General features: G+C 56.5%; 19 protein-coding genes. 10 read left to right on the forward strand and 9 right to left on the reverse strand.

All coding sequences use genetic code 11. The features are described 5' to 3' along the window. Positions 1–120: 120 nt before the first annotated feature. Positions 121–1,254: a glycerate kinase gene (locus RZA33_RS00180; protein WP_317505830.1), complete on the reverse strand. Its 1,134-nt coding sequence runs from the start codon at positions 1,252–1,254 to the stop codon at positions 121–123. Positions 1,255–1,350: 96 nt separating this feature from the next. Here RZA33_RS00180 and RZA33_RS00185 point away from each other — a divergent pair, with 96 nt between their 5' ends. The 4 genes from RZA33_RS00185 to RZA33_RS00200 all read left to right on the forward strand — a co-directional run bounded on the left by RZA33_RS00185 (position 1,351) and on the right by RZA33_RS00200 (position 4,049). Further along, a complete protein-coding gene (locus RZA33_RS00185) occupies positions 1,351–1,905 on the forward strand; it encodes a hypothetical protein (RefSeq protein WP_317505831.1) in 555 nt (184 codons plus the stop codon). Then, the gene (locus RZA33_RS00190; RefSeq protein WP_317505832.1) at positions 1,902–2,258 is read left to right on the forward strand and encodes a hypothetical protein; all 357 of its coding nucleotides are present in this window, start codon (positions 1,902–1,904) and stop codon (positions 2,256–2,258) included. The genes RZA33_RS00185 and RZA33_RS00190 overlap by 4 nt, the downstream gene beginning before the upstream one ends. 41 nt (positions 2,259–2,299) lie before the next feature. Next, complete coding sequence (locus RZA33_RS00195; RefSeq protein ID WP_416337833.1) at positions 2,300–2,920, forward strand: DUF1007 family protein; 621 nt, start codon at positions 2,300–2,302, stop codon at positions 2,918–2,920. Positions 2,921–3,014: 94 nt separating this feature from the next. Beyond that, on the forward strand, positions 3,015–4,049 hold the full coding sequence (locus RZA33_RS00200) for a nickel/cobalt transporter (RefSeq protein ID WP_317505834.1): 1,035 nt from the start codon (positions 3,015–3,017) through the stop codon (positions 4,047–4,049). A 7-nt stretch (positions 4,050–4,056) separates the two neighbouring features. Here the strand turns inward: RZA33_RS00200 and RZA33_RS00205 are convergent, their stop codons facing one another. After that, entirely contained in the window at positions 4,057–4,476 is a 420-nt protein-coding gene (locus RZA33_RS00205; protein ID WP_317505835.1) for an HIT domain-containing protein, read from the reverse strand. 174 nt (positions 4,477–4,650) lie between these two features. Between RZA33_RS00205 and RZA33_RS00210 the strand changes: the two genes are divergently transcribed. Then, on the forward strand, positions 4,651–4,782 hold the full coding sequence (locus tag RZA33_RS00210; protein WP_317505836.1) for an entericidin A/B family lipoprotein: 132 nt from the start codon (positions 4,651–4,653) through the stop codon (positions 4,780–4,782). Positions 4,783–4,892: 110 nt separating this feature from the next. After that, on the forward strand, positions 4,893–5,264 hold the full coding sequence (locus RZA33_RS00215) for an I78 family peptidase inhibitor (RefSeq protein ID WP_317505837.1): 372 nt from the start codon (positions 4,893–4,895) through the stop codon (positions 5,262–5,264). An 85-nt stretch (positions 5,265–5,349) separates the two neighbouring features. On the opposite strand, the gene RZA33_RS00220 is transcribed toward RZA33_RS00215, so the two are convergent. From RZA33_RS00220 to RZA33_RS00250, 7 genes are all read right to left on the reverse strand, one after another. Then, positions 5,350–6,354 (reverse strand): ion transporter, encoded by a 1,005-nt coding sequence (locus RZA33_RS00220; RefSeq protein WP_317505838.1) that lies wholly within the window; start codon positions 6,352–6,354, stop codon positions 5,350–5,352. Between the two features lie 22 nt (positions 6,355–6,376). Continuing rightward, a complete protein-coding gene (locus RZA33_RS00225; RefSeq protein WP_317505839.1) occupies positions 6,377–6,904 on the reverse strand; it encodes an acyl-CoA thioesterase in 528 nt (175 codons plus the stop codon). Positions 6,905–6,964: 60 nt separating this feature from the next. After that, positions 6,965–8,275: a short-chain fatty acid transporter gene (locus tag RZA33_RS00230; protein WP_317505840.1), complete on the reverse strand. Its 1,311-nt coding sequence runs from the start codon at positions 8,273–8,275 to the stop codon at positions 6,965–6,967. A 186-nt stretch (positions 8,276–8,461) separates the two neighbouring features. Beyond that, positions 8,462–9,766 (reverse strand): MATE family efflux transporter, encoded by a 1,305-nt coding sequence (locus tag RZA33_RS00235; RefSeq protein ID WP_317505841.1) that lies wholly within the window; start codon positions 9,764–9,766, stop codon positions 8,462–8,464. A 5-nt stretch (positions 9,767–9,771) separates the two neighbouring features. After that, complete coding sequence (locus RZA33_RS00240) at positions 9,772–10,020, reverse strand: YfhL family 4Fe-4S dicluster ferredoxin (RefSeq protein ID WP_317505842.1); 249 nt, start codon at positions 10,018–10,020, stop codon at positions 9,772–9,774. A 77-nt stretch (positions 10,021–10,097) separates the two neighbouring features. After that, positions 10,098–10,592 (reverse strand): pantetheine-phosphate adenylyltransferase, encoded by a 495-nt coding sequence (gene coaD / locus RZA33_RS00245; protein WP_317505843.1) that lies wholly within the window; start codon positions 10,590–10,592, stop codon positions 10,098–10,100. Continuing rightward, positions 10,592–12,469: a beta-ketoacyl synthase gene (locus RZA33_RS00250; RefSeq protein ID WP_317506203.1), complete on the reverse strand. Its 1,878-nt coding sequence runs from the start codon at positions 12,467–12,469 to the stop codon at positions 10,592–10,594. The genes coaD and RZA33_RS00250 overlap by 1 nt, the downstream gene beginning before the upstream one ends. 221 nt (positions 12,470–12,690) lie before the next feature. Between RZA33_RS00250 and trmB the strand changes: the two genes are divergently transcribed. Genes trmB through RZA33_RS00270 form a run of 4 tightly spaced genes read left to right on the forward strand, consistent with a single transcriptional unit; the run spans position 12,691 to position 15,573 of the window. After that, positions 12,691–13,356, forward strand: a complete 666-nt coding sequence (gene trmB / locus RZA33_RS00255; RefSeq protein WP_317505844.1) for a tRNA (guanine(46)-N(7))-methyltransferase TrmB — start codon at positions 12,691–12,693, stop codon at positions 13,354–13,356. Then, positions 13,353–13,682: a multidrug efflux SMR transporter gene (locus RZA33_RS00260; RefSeq protein WP_317505845.1), complete on the forward strand. Its 330-nt coding sequence runs from the start codon at positions 13,353–13,355 to the stop codon at positions 13,680–13,682. Before trmB ends, RZA33_RS00260 begins: the two co-directional genes overlap by 4 nt. Positions 13,683–13,691: 9 nt before the next feature. Then, on the forward strand, positions 13,692–15,167 hold the full coding sequence (gene dacB / locus RZA33_RS00265; RefSeq protein ID WP_317505846.1) for a D-alanyl-D-alanine carboxypeptidase/D-alanyl-D-alanine-endopeptidase: 1,476 nt from the start codon (positions 13,692–13,694) through the stop codon (positions 15,165–15,167). A gap of 34 nt (positions 15,168–15,201) precedes the next feature. Then, positions 15,202–15,573, forward strand: coding sequence for a diacylglycerol kinase (locus RZA33_RS00270; RefSeq protein ID WP_317505847.1), 372 nt, complete (start codon positions 15,202–15,204; stop codon positions 15,571–15,573). Positions 15,574–15,590 lie beyond the last annotated feature (17 nt).

A 15,590-nucleotide genomic window follows, 5' to 3' on the forward strand; every position in this document is an offset into this window, starting at 1 on the left:
TAGCGCAACGCAAAAAGTTGTTTTGCATTGCCACCATAGTCTCATGGTATTACAAGCCTATTAGCTGTTGGACAACGTCTATTAATCATTAGTCTTTAATGCTGGCGGCTAAGGCGTTTTTCAAGGTCTCTGTCCCCATAGCCGAAGCAGGCTTTCACAGCGTGTTTCCAGTAGCTCGGCGGTGCGGGGAAGCGCTTCTGCTAGTGTCATGGGGCCATCGGCAAGGGCAAATGCAGCCGTGACGCCTTCGTCAAAGCAGGCTTGCCAGCCGTCACCTAAGCTACCTGCAAGCACAATAACGGGCTTATTGAGGCGTTGAGCAGCCCGGGCAACGCCAATCGGCGTTTTGCCTGCCAGGCTTTGGCCATCTAAGCGCCCTTCACCGGTAATCACCAAGTCAGCCTCGGCCAGCCACGTGGCCATATTGGCCTGCTGCATAATCATCTCGATACCCGGTTTTAAGCTGGCGTTCAAAAAAGCCCGCGCCGCAAACCCCATACCGCCTGCCGCTCCGGCGCCCTGCAGCTTTCGGTAGTCAGCGCCTAATACACGAGCACTCACGTCAGCGAAATGGCCAAGCGCGCGGTCAAGCAGTTCAACTTCTTCCTGCGAGGCGCCTTTTTGTGGGCCAAATACCGCGGTGGCTCCGCGTTCACCAAGCAGTGGGTTATCGACGTCAACGGCGGCTTCCACGCGCAAGCTCGCTAGGCGCGGGTCCAGGGTATCAAGCGATAAACTGGTCAGTCGGTTGAGGGCGCTACCGCCGCGGGCCAGCGGCTGGTCGTGTTGATCAAGTAGCTGGACGCCTAGCGCCTGCAGCATGCCGGCACCGCCATCGTTAGTGGCGCTGCCGCCCAGCAACAGAAGCGCTTTTTCAGCCCCTTGGTCGAGGGCTGCGCGCAGCAGCTCGCCGACCCCAAAGGTCGATGTATGCAGGGCGCTGCGCTCATCGGGCGAAAGGTGTTGTAAGCCGCTGGCTTCTGCCAGTTCAATAAACGCGGTACGCTGGTCGCTAAGCCAGCCCCAGGCCGCTTGGCGAGGACGACCCAGGGCGTCTTGAACGGTTAGCTGGCGTCGTTCGGCGCCAGTGGCGGCGATCAATGCGTCTAAACTGCCTTCGCCGCCGTCTGCCAGCGGGCAGAGATGTACCTGCGCATCTGGCGCGGCGCGCTGAACGCCGCGGGCCATGGCGGAAGCCGCCGCTTGAGCACTCAGCGCATCTTTGAAACTATCGGGGCAAAGCAGCACGTTCATAGGCACGATCTCCGCAAAAAATTGTCATCACATACAGCCATTATGGCGAGCCTAGCCAGCGGTAAACCAGCGGCCGCGACCGTTAGAGGACCTAACATGAAGTCAATACCCATCAGTTTAACCTGCCTGCTGGCGCTTGCTGGCTGCCAGACGGTCCCTGATCGCCTGCCAAAAGCGGAGCCAGCGCCTGCCGCCTCTTGTTACTTTCCCACGACAGCGGAGGCAGCGCTAGAAACCAGCGTTGATGTGTTAACCGAATGGGGATTTACCCTAGACTCCACCGATACCACATTAGGCTTGATCAGCGCCAGTCGCGAGCGCCCGCTACACGGCTACTATGACCGGTACGACGATAGCTATGGGAGTGGGATGCGGGTCTTTGGTGGTTTGGGTATCGGCCGAGGTTCAGGTGTAGGGTTCGGTATAGGTAGCAGTTTTGGCGTTGGTGGCGGGGTAGGCGAGCCGCCGGTGGAGGTAGAGCGTGTATCACTGCTGGTCAACGACTCGAATGTGCGCATATCGCGCGATATTCGCCGCTTCGACCACTGGGGCGATCTACGCGAATCGTACAGCGCTAGCAACGATGACTTCTGCCGGCGCTTCCAGGCCCGCTTTGAACAAAGCGCCCCAGCATCCGGGAGTCCGCTATGAAAATACGCCATTGGTTGTTGAGTCTGCTCGTTGGGTTGGCGGGCTGTGCGGCAACGCCGCCACCGGAACCTCGTGAGCTGGTGTACCCTACCCCTGCTGAAGAGACGTTTCGTGAAGCCGTTGAGTTGATGATCGAACAAGGCTATGTGGTTCGTCATGCCGATCTTTCACTGGGCCGAGCTGAAGCGTCTCTGGCCCGGTGGCCCGAATATCGGCTGCAGCTTCAGGTGAGCGAAGAAGGAAGTCGTAGCCGCGTGCGCCTATCGGCGCAGCGCGGTAATCAGCCGTTGCCGCCTTATGTGCTGGACCCTTGGCTTGTCGACTTGCAGGTTAAATTGGGAGTTGCGCCATGAAGAGTACGGGTCTCAGTGCTTTTATAGCGCTGCTGGTAGGCATGGGTAATCTACTACTTAGCCCTCAAGCAAGCGCTCACCCCCACGGTTGGATCGACCTAAGCGTGCGGGTCATCACCGACGATCAGGGCGCGGTGAGTGGCCTGCATCAAACCTGGCGGATGGATCCGTTCTATAGCCTGGTCGTTTTTGAAGAGCTGCAGCAGGTAGACAACGCCAGTCTTGAAGAAGGGCTGGATCAGCTAGGTAAAGAGATACGCGATAACCTAGCTAAGCAGCATTATATGACCGAAGTGCGTATCAATAATGAGCGCCAAGGGTTGGGTGAAGTGAGTGAATACACCGCGATGGAGCGCGATGGGCGGCTAATCTTTATGTTTATTTTACCGCTTGAATCCCCGCAGTCACTGGCCGACGCTACCTTAACTTACCAAGTATTCGACCCTACGTATTACTTAGAAGTCGTGCACGAAGAAGAAGGCGGTCAGCCGCGCGACAATGCGCTGATGCTTCACGGTGAGCCCGCCTGCGAACTTGCGATTCTGCCTGCCGATCCTGACCCTGAACGGGTGATGCAGGCCGCACTGCTGGATAAAGACGAAAGTGGCGAACCTGGGTTGGGCCGTTATTTTGCTGAAACCGGCCAAGTTGATTGCCGTTAGCCGCTGCTCGCGGCCAAATGGTGTTGTGCGAATTTATTTCCGCGTTACCTTATAACGTCTTTTGTTTGCCACCTTTTCTATTTGGAGCGGTACGATGTCTTTAACGCGGCCCTTCACACGACACGCCGGTATAATGCCGGCTTTGCTGCTGCTAAGCGCCATTGTGATGATAGTCGTTTGGCAAGGTGGGCTGCAGAGTGTGAGCTATCAACTCCTTGGCTGGCAGCGTGATCTTCACCGTTCGCTAACGCTGGCGATTACCGAACTGTCACGCACGCCCACCATGGCGACATGGGTAAGCCTGCTGGGTATCAGCTTCGCCTATGGCGTGTTTCATGCCGCTGGGCCTGGGCACGGTAAAGCCGTCTTGGCGACTTACCTAGCCACCCACGGAGGTGCGGTAAAGCGTGCCTTGGGGCTCTCTTTTGCGGCCTCTTTACTGCAAGGGATGACCGCCGTTGCGCTGGTCGTTGTGCTGGTTTATGGCCTAGGCTGGGTAACCCGCCAAGCCATGGGTAGCGTCGCCTGGGTAGAGCAGGCTAGTTTTCTCCTGGTGGCGGCGTTAGGGGCTTGGCTATGCTGGCGGGCCTTCAAGCAGTTGCGGCAAGCCTATCAGCCGGAGCGAGTGGCTCCTTCGCACAGCTCAGGCCATGAACATAATCCAAACCACGAACATAGCCAGGGCCATGACCACAGCCTCTGTTGTGGTGGTGCTCATCATATTGAGCCGCATCAGGCGTTAGATTGGCGAACGGCGATGATGACAGTCGGTGCCATTGGTATGCGCCCCTGTAGCGGAGCGGTATTAATGCTGGGGGCGGCCAGCTTGCTGGGTCAATTTGAGGTGGGCGTGGCATCGGTAGTGGCCATGTCGATCGGCACGGGGATAACTGTGTCAGCGCTCGCCCTGGCGAGCATTTTTGCCCGCGGCTGGGCGCAGCGGCGCTTATCCAAGCAGCAGTACAGCCAGCGCGGTGTACAAAAAACTACCGGCTGGGTGGCTCTGGCTGGCGGTGCGCTGATAATAGTGCTGGGGATTTCGCTAAGCGTGGCGGGTGTTGCACAGCCTGCCAGTGGGCCGCTTCTCAATGACCCGCCTGCGCGGCAAGGCCACCCATTAACGGGGTAGATGTGGTCTACACATCAAGCCCATTGATAAGTGCCAACAGCTGATTCCGTAGCTGTGCCTGGCCATCCAGATCGTAGGTTTCGGGACTGCCATTGCCCCATACCGGTGCTGGCCAAGTTGCATCGCTGTGCCGTCTAAGCACAACGTGTACATGCAGTTGACTAACCACATTGCCTAACGAGGCAATGTTGACTTTGTCCCCTTTAAACGCTGTTTTCATTGCCTCGCCTAGCAGAGTGGCTTCACGCCACAGCTGCTGCTGGTCGTCGGCAGAAAGCGCAAATACTTCACTGATAGAGGCCTGGCGCGGTACTAGAACCACCCAGGGGTAGCGCGCGTCATTCATCAACAGCACGCGGCTTAACGGCAGGTCTGCGATGGGGAAGGTGTCAGCAGCAAGGCGTTCATCTAGCTCGAATTTGATCAAATGATAGGCTCCAGGCAGCGGTTTAAATAATTGTTAGCATAGCAGCCGCGAAGTGAAGTAGGGAAAGCGAGCGCGATTGCCAAAACGCTGTTACCCTGAAAAAACTCCCAAGTGGCAAATTAAGTTGCCAGTGGAGTTCCCCGATGTTGAATGACTCGTTAAGGAGAACGGAAAATGAAAAAATTATTGGCCATGAGCTTTATGCTGCTGATGACAGCGGGTGTTCTAACCGGTTGCAACACCATTGCTGGCGCTGGCCAGGATGTGCAAGAGGGCGGTAGAGCCGTCCAAGAGGCAGCTGAATAAATAAGTCTGCGTTTTAAAGTAATAAAAATAGTACCCCACGGGCTAGGCTAACGCTTGGCCCGTGGGGTTTTATAGCCTATACCCATAACCTACTTTTTGGAGATTCAAGGATGAAACCCTGTATTGCGCTGGTTAAATTTGCCGCTGTTAGCGCTTGTGCGCTGCTGCTAACGGCCTGCGTTAGTTCCCAAATGCCAATCTCTCCTGCCAACGACGACGTAGACGCAGCGCCACCGCCGCCGACGTTAACGCCGAACAGTTCCAGTGATGAACAGCCTGCCAGCTGTGATCTGGACGCTATTCAATCCGCTATCGGTGAGCCCTTCGACGAGGCTAACGTTTCGCAATTACAAAGTGATAGCGGTGCTCGACAGGTGCGCGTTTTGCGCCCTGGTAATATGGCCACCATGGATCACCGCCCGGATCGTTTGAATATTCATCTTGATGATCAAGATAGGATTAACGACCTACGCTGCGGCTAGAGTGTTATCAACCTAAGCGTGGTTTCAGGCTAATCTAAAATCAGCACAACGCAGGCGGCCGGGCAAGGGTTGGTCAGTGCAGTGATTATTCATAACGATCTTTCCAGCCCTGGTGGCTGACTTGATCTTTGAGCATCTCGAGGATGTCATACAGTACCTGCTCGGTTACCCGATCGCTGCCTTCGTCAACCGTCAGCCAAGTATCAAACCCGCTGTCGGCGGTGCGCTCGACCAACTGCCTAAACTCCTCAGAGTGAATCCCGAGTACCAGTTCATCGACTAGCCGCTGGGCAACACCGCTGAGTGATGCTTGGATTGCATTGGTGGCCTGCTGCCCCATGGGCAGGCGGTTCAGGCGTTGAATCTCAGGACTTTCACGTAGCGTGCGGCTGACTAAATCGCTGATCGCCGTCATGATGGCTTGACGATTGTGCTGGTAGGCCTTACCGACGGTATTTTCCAAACGCTGGGCGATTTCATGAATCAGCTGTGCCTTGCGCGGCATGATTACACGGTCGATGACCCGCTCGGTGAGCGAGTCGCTGGCGCGTATCTGCTGCTGTACATTGCCCAACAGGCGCAGGGCGATGCGGTCGGAAAGCTCCTCAAGCAGAATGTCGTAATACTTGGCCACAAATTGATAGATGTACCAGTGGGTAACATCAATCATGCCGAGGCGATGCAGCCGATTGATTAACGATACAACGCGTAAAATACGCAGTAGTCGGAAGCCCGCGAGGGGAATGCAGCCCAGCACGTCGTACCAGTGCACGAAGGGGTAGAAAAACCAGCGGTGGTAGCGCCGCTCGGCAATTGCGATTGACCAGCCCAGCAGTACATCGGCGATAAAAAAGCTGACAAATATCAAGTCGATGGTGATGAAGCGGCTATGAATCACGTCATCGTAGAAAGTATGAAAACCGGGTGCGAGATTGGCGATGCCCTGGTTAATAGGGCCGAGTAGAAACAGCGAATCAAACAGCAGTAGTGAGAGATTAATCACTACCAGCGTTAAAATGAAAAAATCCCAACCAATATGGGCGTATTCAACCGCTTTAGGCAGGTGCGGATAGCGATCCCTGGCGGGCATACGAACTCCTTGCCGTTGGGTCTTAGTGGGTTTGGGACTGATGCTGCTGCTGGGTCAGCAGTTCCTCTCTTTCCGCCTGTTTGCGTAATTTTTTGCGCAGTGCCGCCTTTTCAAAGCGTAGCTTCTGCAAGGGGGTTGCCAAGCTGAGCGGCGGTACACTGGCGGGTTTGCCGTCAGTGTCCACTGCGACCATGGTGAGGTAACAGCTATTGGTGTGGCGTATCAGCTTATTGCGAATATCTTCAGCGACGACCTTAATCCCAATCTCCATTGACGAGCGGCCGACGTGGTTGACGCTGGCTAAAAAGGTCACCAGCTCCCCAACGTGAATCGGCTGTTTAAACAACACCTGATCCACCGACAGCGTCACCACATAGTGGCCCGAATAGCGGCTGGCACAGGCAAAGGCGACTTCATCGAGCTTTTTAAGAATGGCGCCACCGTGCACTTTGCCACTGAAATTGGCCATGTCGGGCGTCATCAGCACGGTCATCGAAAGTTCGTGTTGCCCTGGGAATGCCGTGTTCTCGCCGATTCCAGTCTCTGACATATAGTGCTCCTTATGCGTAACAGCCCACCCAGCCGGGTGGGTGGGCTGCGCCCAATGGGTTTAGAACCACGTCAAACCGATTGAGATGATAATGCCGGTAATAAACAGCTGAATGAGACAAAAGCCCATAATATCTTTCGCCTTCAGTCCGGCAATGGCGAGTACCGGTAACGCCCAAAAAGGCTGCAGCAGGTTAGTCCAGGCATCGCCCCAGGCAACCGCCATGGCGATGCGGGTAATATCGGCCCCCAGCGCTTCAGCGGCGGGTAGCATCACCGGTGCTTGCACAGCCCATTGGCCACCGCCGGAAGGCACAAAGAGGTTCACTATCCCCGCGCTGATAAATGACCAAAACGGCAGTGTGCCTGCGGTGGCAAAGGAGACTAATGACTCGGAGAGGCTTTCTGCCAGCCCGGATTCCACCATAATCGCCATAATGCCGGCATAAAACGGAAACTGAATGACGATCCCCGCGCCGCCTTTAATCGCTTCGTTCAGGCTGTTGAGCAAATTACGTGGGGTGCGGTGCAGCACAATGGCTAAAAACAGAAACAGGAAATTAACCACGTTTAGGTTCAAGCCGCCGCCGCGTAGCAAAAAGTGATCGAGTAAAAAAAGCAGGCCCGGCACCCCAACAAGCAGGGCGAGAGACACGCTGTTTTCAAGGCGCTCAGCCGGGCGGGAGATGCGCCCGACCGCCTCGGGAGCGTCGTCGAGTACTTTAGGGTCGACGTAAACACTGTCTTTTTCATCCGGCAGCATCATGCGGTTTACCAGCGGGATAGAGATAAACAGGCAGACCACAATAGCGAGGTTAAAAAAGGCGAAAATCGTTGAGCCAGTGCCGATGACGCCAATCTGGTCGGCGGTAAAGTGCCCCTCTGTGGCGATGGTCAGCGGTATTGAACCGGCTAAACCGCCATGCCAAACCACAAAGCCAGAGTAGGCGCTGGCGACCAGCAGCCGGTAGTCAACGCGGATCAGCCGGGCCAGCTCTTTAGCAAACAGCGCGCCGACCACCAGACCAAAGCCCCAGTTAATCCAGCTAGCCGCCAAGGAGACTAGCGTGACGAGGATGATAGCGCCGCCGGGCGTTTTGGCGGTACTGGCGATTTTCTGCAGTATGCGCTTTACCGGCGGCGAGCTTGCCAGCATAAAACCGGTCACCAACACCAGCAGCATCTGCATTGAGAACGTTAACAAACCCCAGAAGCCATCGCCCCAGAAGCGCAGCACCGCCAGTGGTGATTGACGCTCAATGGCGATGGCGGCGACTGCGGCAATTAACGTCAGCAATAGCACGAAAATATACGGGTCGGGTAGATAGCGCTCCACCAGTTTGACCGCTGGTTTTGAGATCATTTTAAGCATGGGATGCCCTCTCGTTATTAATTATTAGCAAGTGGCTATTTATTAGCAATTGGCTATGCAAGTGCCTATACAACGTCAATGGTATGGCTAATATACGGGGGAGTGCGGAAATTTTCACGTTGAAGCTGCCTACTAAGTTTCATATTAGCCACACGCCATGATGGTGGTTGCTCTAGCGCCAGGGCGTTAACGGTAGCGGCGGAGCCAGTGAAAACGATAGTAGTAAAGACGATAGTAGTAGATCAGTACCGCCGAGCGAACTAGCATAAACAACATAAACGCCAGCCACAGCCCATGGTTGCCGAGCCCCTGGGTAATCCACCAGGTGGGCAGGTAGACAGCAAGGCCGATAAAGATGCTGTTGCGCATTTCACGCACGGCGGTAGTGCCAATAAATACCCCATCAAGTAGGTAGCTCCATACCGCGATCAGCGGCATGGCTACCATCCAAGGGAGGTACTGCGCCGCTGTCGCACGGACTTCTTCAAGGCCGGTGAGCAGTGCAATAAGGCCATTGCCGCCTAGTGCAAACAGCACGGCTGAAGCGCCCGCAGTCCAGAAAGAAAAATGCGCAGCGGCGCGTACTGTGGCAGCAAATTCTTGCCAGTCCTGGCGTCCATAAGCGCGCCCTATCAACGACTCCGCGGCATGGGCGAAGCCATCCAAGGCGTAGCTGGTCAGCATAATGAATTGCAGCAACACGGCGTTAGCAGCGAGTACTGTGTCGCCCTGACGGGCGCCTTGGGCGGTAAAGAATGCCATAGCAAATAGCAGGCCGAGGGTACGCACGAAGAGGTTGGCGTTGACGTTAAAAAGGGCCGTGTAAGCCGCGAGTGCCAGTAAACGCTCGCGCAAAAAATGGCCCTCCAGTCGGGTTAGCTGGCGTAGTACCAGGTAGCTACCAAACGCTAGCGCACTGTAGTCAGCGATTACGCTTGCCCAGGCCACGCCGTTGCTGGTCATTCCCAGGCCTACTACAAACCATAAATCCAGCACGATATTAACGCTGTTGGTGAGCAGCAAAATCATCAGCGTGACGCGAGAATTCTGTTGGCCCAAAAACCAGCCCAAAATGGCGTAGTTGGCGAGGACCGCCGGGGCTGACCAGAGGCGTATATAGGCGTATTCACGGGCTAAATCGGTCGCTACTTCACTGCCATCTAACAGCCACAAACCCAGCGTAATCAGTGGCGAGGCAAACACAATCAGCAGACTACCAATCACCAGCGCCATGATCAGCGATTGCCCTAGTAGGTTGCGCACGTCTGTGTCGCTCTCGCGCCCCATGGCTTGGGCAACTAGCCCCGTGGTGCCCATGCGCAAGAAGCCAAAGCCCCAATAAAGGAAGCTAAACAGCGTGGCACCCAGGGTAACGCCGGCTAAATAGCGCGAATCGGGTAGGTGGCCGACCACGGCAGTATCCACCAACCCGAGCAGCGGAACGGTGATGTTAGATAAAATGATTGGCCAGGCTAGGGCCCAAATACGCATTATATTTAGGCGGCAGTGATGATGCGGTACTTCTTCATCAGCTGTTCGTGGCTTTCGTGGCGTTGTGGGTCAAGTGGAATGCAGTCCACCGGGCAAACCTGCTGGCACTGGGGCTCGTCATAGTGACCGACGCACTCGGTGCATAGGTTAGGATCAATGACATAGATCTCCTCGCCGGGGGAGATAGCATCATTGGGACATTCGGGTTCGCAGACGTCGCAGTTAATGCACTCGTCGGTAATCATCAGGGCCATGGGCATACCTCGCAGATGGCGTTCGCACCCAGGTTATCCATTACCCGAGTGTTTTACTCAACAATAGCGTTGGTTGGCTAGCTAGTGTAGTGCTTACGCAGCGCCTCGGCGACCTGTGGATGCACCAAAGGAGAAATATCGCCGCCGAGCTTGGCAATTTCACGCACCATGGTCGAGGAAATATATGAGTTTTCCACCGCCGGGGTTAAGAACACACTTTCCAGCTCTGGGTTCTGCGCGCGGTTCATATTGGCTAGCTGCAGCTCGTACTCAAAATCGGACACCGCGCGCAGTCCACGCAGAATGATTGTCGCCCTTTGTTCATGCATCATGGTGGTGAGCAGGGTGGAGAAGCCGATCACTTCAACGTTGGGCAGCGGCGTGCAGGCCGCTTTCGCCAAAGCAATACGCGTATCCAGGTCAAGGCTAGGGCTTTTGCCGGGGCTTGCCGCCACCGCGATCACCACTTTGTCGAACATCCGCGCGCCGCGCTCAATCAGGTCAAAATGGCCGTTGGTGATGGGATCGAATGTGCCGGGGTAAACGGCGATATTCTTTTTGACGCTGTTCATTATGTCTCCTCGTCCAGACGGCCAAACGGGGTATCGCTGGTTAGCGAGACAGCTTGGTGGTAACCGGGGATATGAATCCTGTCGGCGTGGATGTCGAGTTCTGGGCCTTCGAGTACCGCCTCGCCAAACTGGTAGCGAGGTGCGTAGTGGCCCTTATCGGCTTGAGCAAGGAAGGCTTCTGCCGTTTCTCTGGTAGCTTCTCGGCGCGCTTTCCAGGCATTCACCGCCGCCGCACCGTGGCGTTGGGTCAGCAGGCGTTCGGTGACCGCCGGGGAAAGCACCACTCCGGTAGCGTTGTTGCCACCGAAGCCTTTGGCATTCAGAAACGTCGCGTCCGCGCGAAATGTCTGGGCCGTTGACGAGAAGCGCAGACGCTCGGCGTAGACATCGCTAGCCAATGCATCCAGGGTGGGGATCCCCGGCAACAGGTCATGAGCGAAACTACCCAGAGCACTCGCCAGTTGGTCACCCGCTGCGGTGCCTTGTGAATGGCCGATAAAGGCTTTGATTGCCACCACGGGCCAGTCGGTGATGCCGTTGGCGCGGGCAATTTCATCAAACACGTGGGATTCGGTAATACGGTTTTTGGGCGTGCTGGTACCGTGAGCGTGCAAAAAACTGCGCTCTTTCAAGGCTTTTTCACCCAGCATATCGCGCACCAGCGCGGCCGCTTTGCCCAGCGTAATGTAGTTGCCAATCCCCGGCGCCGAGATCGAGCGCTTGTAACCGTCGGCGTTGACGAAAACATCAGGCACCGCGCCAAGGATGTCTGCGCCGACCTCCATGGCTAAAGCGTCGTCCATCAACAGCACAAACTGGCTGGCTTCTGCCATGGTAAAGCCGCAGTTGCGGGCAAACGGACGACAGGCGCGCTGATAGTCGCTGTCGGTGAGAAGCTCCAAGGCGTCTAGCGCTTTCAGTCCAGCATCGTCGGCCAGCGCGCCCATGGCGCGGAAGCCCTCAATTATCTCCGGGGTGATCGGAGCGTCTGAGGTGCCCACCATCACCACGCGGCGGCGCCCGGCGCGAATGTCGTCAATGCCCAGGCGAAGATTATAAAGAAAGCTGGCGCAGGCGCCGAGGGCCGCGCCGGTGCCACCGACGCTGCCCAGCACATAGGCGTTCAAAAAGTCGGCGGGCATCTGACCATAGCCCAGCGGCATTTGCTTGGAGGTCGCGCGCTGACCACTCACCAGGCTTTTCAATAAGCCACCCCAACCCTGGTCGTCCAGCTGGCCAATAGAATTGCCAGCGTAGACGGCAATATGATCCGGGTTCAGCTGCTGGCGCAGCATTTCCCAAGAAAGCCCGCTGGCGCCTAAGCAGTCGCTGGCGCCAAACACCGCCAGCGCTAGTCCGCGGGGGTGGTGGATGCTGCGGTAGAGGCTCGCTGGGTCAAAACCGCTGGGCAGCTGAGCCGCCGCGCGCACCTTGGGTACCTGGGCGTCGGGCAGCAGTACCTCAAGAACCCCTGCGGGCACGCTCACCTCGACCTCGTGGGCGTCGATAGTGCGTACTTGCCAACTCGCCGGTAGGTGCTCGGGCAGTTGGCGGCGGCGCAGCGTAAAGCGTAGCGGCTCGGACAGCTGCATACTGGCCTGACGGTTAGACGGCAAGCCGGGCTCGAGAAACCGCGGGTCTTCATTGCGGCGGATCAGGGTGTGGTTAAGAACCTGCTCGCGCAGCGACTCGGCAGGAGCGTCTATTGGCTGGCCTGAGCGGTCGTGCCAGCCTTTTTCTGAATGCTCAACAAGGCGCATAAGCGCCGCTAAGCTTTCCAGTGTCTGGCGTTGCTGGTCAGCAGGAAGGGCATCAAGCACGGTGCGGCGGAAGGCCTGATGGCCAGAGGTTCTGCCAGCGGGATTGATGCCGCCCATGCCGACAATCACCGGTAAGTGTGACAAGCCGGGGGTCCTCGTGGTGCGGTGGTGGTGATAACAATTATTGGCATGGTGAATGGGCATCTTTCACCCACTGCCACGCGCTTAATGAGTACACTAATCGGTCTTCAAGTGTGATCATAGCACCGGCCGCGCAATGGCGTCATGCTGCAAGCGCTCGGGACTGGTAGAATCAGCATTTTCAGCCGAGAGATGGCATGCAGCATAATTCTCGACCAGTGGTTTCAAATCAGCCAGGTCCGCATCAGGATTTAGCACGTCGGGTGAGCCGGGCGCTAGCGCATCCACTGCGTAAACCGATCGCCGATCATACGCAGCGTAACTTTGCCCTGGCGGCAGAGTGGCTTGGAGGTCGTCGAGCGCCGTTGGTACTTGATTCAGGCTGTGGCGTAGGCATATCGACACGTCAACTAGCAGCGCAGTTCCCGGCACATGCGGTAATTGGGGTTGATCGCAGCGAGGATCGCCTGGGGCGCGACCACGGCAAGTTGCCGGAAAATGCGCTGCTGGTGAGAGCCGACCTCGTCGACTTTTGGCGTTTGGCCTACCAGGCTGGTTGGGCGCCCGAGCACCACTTTCTACTTTATCCAAACCCTTACCCCAAGTCGGGTCACCTAAAAATGCGTTGGCATGGGCATGCTGTTTTACCCATGTTGCTGGCCCTCGGGGGGCATCTTGAGCTGCGCTCTAACTGGTCGATATACGTTGAAGAGTTTGCCTTGGCGGTGGCGCAGGTGACCGGCAAGCAGGCAAAGGTGGGCGAGTTTGCGCCTAAGGGCGACTATTTGACCCCCTTTGAGGCTAAGTATGCGCAAAGTGGCCAATCACTGTGGCGTTTATGTGTTGATCTGGAGCGAACATGACGTTTATTTATTTGGTGCTGGCGATTGTGGCCGAAGTGATTGCCACAAGTGCCTTAAAAGCCTCGTTGGGTTTTACCCGCCCGCTGCCCAGCGTGGTGGTCGTGGTTGGCTATGGATTAGCCTTTTACCTGCTCAGTTTGGTACTGCGTACTTTGCCAGTGGGAGTTGCCTATGCGATTTGGGCGGGTTTAGGCATTGTATTGGTGACCTTGGTAGGCATTTTTGTCTTTGGCGAAAAACCTGACTTGCCTGCGGTCATTGGTATTAGCTTAATAGTGGCTGGCGTGGTGATGCTGCAAGTGTTTTCTAAAATGAATGTGCATTGAGGAACTGTAATGGGTTGTTTTTTGGCTGTTAAGCGTCTTCAGCGTTGGTCGCTGGCGACCGGTGTAGCCACGCTGGCGCTGTGTGCTAGTACCAGCTTGTTCGCCGATTTTACGCGTCTGGGCCAACTGCAAAATAAAGGCTTTTCGATTAGCGCCGAGGCGCGCCTTTTGAATGCCGACTCGAATACTAACGCGTTGTTGGGCAGCATCACCCCGGAGCGGCAGCTGTCGCCCGCTTCGGTCACTAAAGCTTACTTGGCTGCGGCAGCGCTGAATCGTTTTGGCCCCCAGCACCGCTTTACCAGCCAGCTGGTCAGCTCAGCGAGTGTTGATAATGGTGTGCTGCGCGGCGATTTGGTGTTTGAGGGTGGCGGTGACCCGGGCCTGACCACTGAAAACCTGTGGCGTCTCGTGCAGCGGTTACATCTAGCGGGGGTGCGTGAAGTTGACGGCGCGTTGGTGATCAGCCAATGGCGCTTTGGTCCGGTAGACTGCATCACTACCGACCGCTGCGATGCCCTATCGCGGGTTGCCAACGCCTATAGCGCGCCGCTCTCCTCGGCAGGGGTTAATTTTGGTAGTTGGTGCGTCAATGTCGCGCCAGCCAGCGCAGCCGGGGCGCCTGCCCAGGTAGGGCTTTGCGATAGCCAGGCGTCGCCGATTACCATTGATAACCAAGTGACGACTCGCCCTGCTAACAGCGGTACCGAGCTCGGGGCTGAGCGTATCACCGATGCGCGTGGCGATGTGATGCGCTTAACCGGACAAATTTCCACCAATGCCAGCGCCCGGGATGTTTATCGCGGTGCGGGCGATGCCGCCGAGACCACCGCACAGGTCTTGATGGGCATGCTCAATCAAGCCGGCATTCAGGTGCGCGAACCGTGGCGGGTAAGCTCAATGCAGCCACCAAACAGTGCCCAACGCCTGGCGGCTGTGGATAGTCAGCCGCTGCAGGAGTTATTGCTGCGCATCATGAACTACTCCAATAACTACATGGCCGATGTGCTGGCGCTGGATCTGGTCGAGACGCCCCAGGCGCAGCTACGCCAGGCGGGCCAGGCCATTGAGGCCTATGCCCAAAGCTTACCCGGCCACGGCCCGTTAACGCTGTATAGCGGTAGTGGTCTCACCACTGAAAACCGCACCTCCGCCCAGGGCGTTAACGTGATGCTGGAAAATATGTTCCATCAAAGCGCGCTGTTCCCGAGTTTTGTGGCGGCCTTCCAGTCGCCTGCCAATGGCGTGATGCGTTTTACCCGGCGTGGGTCTTCCACGTTTCAAAACAATGTCATGTTAAAAACCGGCACGCTGAATCAGCCGTTTTCAGTACGCGCCGCGGCAGGCTATTTCCGCACCGTGCAAGGTCGCTGGGGAGTGTTTAGCGTCATGGTCAATGGCAATAGCAGCACGCCCTATTTAAGCTGGTCGGGGGTGTTAGATCCGTTGTCGCAGGATCTCGATGCGATGATATTAGCAAACTGAAACAACTCTACGCTCACCAGTTGAGGCAACGTGAATGAAACCTGGGCATACCGGCTTAACGCATTTAGTGCACTCCACGCGCTATTCATGGAAGGGCTTGAAAGCGGCGTTTAGAAACGAAGCAGCCTTTCGGCAGGAAGTAGGCGTTACGGCGGTGATGTTACCGCTTGCTTGGTGGATCGGGGAGGGGCCTATCAGTTGGTTGCTGCTGGTGAGCAGCCTGTTTTTTGTCCTGATAGTAGAGCTTCTCAATAGTGCGATAGAAAACGTGGTCGACCGCATTGGTTCTGAGCATCATGAGCTTTCGGGGCGTGCCAAGGATATTGGTTCGGCGGCGGTGATGCTGTCGCTGATAATGGCGGGCCTTACCTGGGGGCTATTAGGCTGGGAAAAATTCTTTAGCTAAGCTGATAGTAAACTGGC

The sequence above is a fragment of the Halovibrio sp. HP20-59 genome, from assembly GCF_033052795.2.
In the GTDB taxonomy this organism is placed as follows: domain Bacteria; phylum Pseudomonadota; class Gammaproteobacteria; order Pseudomonadales; family Halomonadaceae; genus Vreelandella.

Excerpts from the sequence above, each read along its gene's own strand:
- RZA33_RS00180 (WP_317505830.1), bottom strand. The coding sequence starts at position 1,254 with ATGAACGTGCTGCTTTGCCCCGATAGTTTCAAAGATGCGCTGAGTGCT.
- RZA33_RS00185 (WP_317505831.1), top strand. The coding sequence starts at position 1,351 with ATGAAGTCAATACCCATCAGTTTAACCTGCCTGCTGGCGCTTGCTGGC.
- RZA33_RS00190 (WP_317505832.1), top strand. The coding sequence starts at position 1,902 with ATGAAAATACGCCATTGGTTGTTGAGTCTGCTCGTTGGGTTGGCGGGC.
- RZA33_RS00195 (WP_416337833.1), top strand. The coding sequence starts at position 2,300 with ATGGGTAATCTACTACTTAGCCCTCAAGCAAGCGCTCACCCCCACGGT.
- RZA33_RS00200 (WP_317505834.1), top strand. The coding sequence starts at position 3,015 with ATGTCTTTAACGCGGCCCTTCACACGACACGCCGGTATAATGCCGGCT.
- RZA33_RS00210 (WP_317505836.1), top strand. The coding sequence starts at position 4,651 with ATGAAAAAATTATTGGCCATGAGCTTTATGCTGCTGATGACAGCGGGT.
- RZA33_RS00215 (WP_317505837.1), top strand. The coding sequence starts at position 4,893 with ATGAAACCCTGTATTGCGCTGGTTAAATTTGCCGCTGTTAGCGCTTGT.
- RZA33_RS00220 (WP_317505838.1), bottom strand. The coding sequence starts at position 6,354 with ATGCCCGCCAGGGATCGCTATCCGCACCTGCCTAAAGCGGTTGAATAC.
- RZA33_RS00225 (WP_317505839.1), bottom strand. The coding sequence starts at position 6,904 with ATGTCAGAGACTGGAATCGGCGAGAACACGGCATTCCCAGGGCAACAC.
- RZA33_RS00230 (WP_317505840.1), bottom strand. The coding sequence starts at position 8,275 with ATGCTTAAAATGATCTCAAAACCAGCGGTCAAACTGGTGGAGCGCTAT.
- RZA33_RS00235 (WP_317505841.1), bottom strand. The coding sequence starts at position 9,766 with ATGCGTATTTGGGCCCTAGCCTGGCCAATCATTTTATCTAACATCACC.
- RZA33_RS00240 (WP_317505842.1), bottom strand. The coding sequence starts at position 10,020 with ATGGCCCTGATGATTACCGACGAGTGCATTAACTGCGACGTCTGCGAA.
- coaD (WP_317505843.1), bottom strand. The coding sequence starts at position 10,592 with ATGAACAGCGTCAAAAAGAATATCGCCGTTTACCCCGGCACATTCGAT.
- RZA33_RS00250 (WP_317506203.1), bottom strand. The coding sequence starts at position 12,469 with ATGGGCGGCATCAATCCCGCTGGCAGAACCTCTGGCCATCAGGCCTTC.
- trmB (WP_317505844.1), top strand. The coding sequence starts at position 12,691 with ATGCAGCATAATTCTCGACCAGTGGTTTCAAATCAGCCAGGTCCGCAT.
- RZA33_RS00260 (WP_317505845.1), top strand. The coding sequence starts at position 13,353 with ATGACGTTTATTTATTTGGTGCTGGCGATTGTGGCCGAAGTGATTGCC.
- dacB (WP_317505846.1), top strand. The coding sequence starts at position 13,692 with ATGGGTTGTTTTTTGGCTGTTAAGCGTCTTCAGCGTTGGTCGCTGGCG.
- RZA33_RS00270 (WP_317505847.1), top strand. The coding sequence starts at position 15,202 with ATGAAACCTGGGCATACCGGCTTAACGCATTTAGTGCACTCCACGCGC.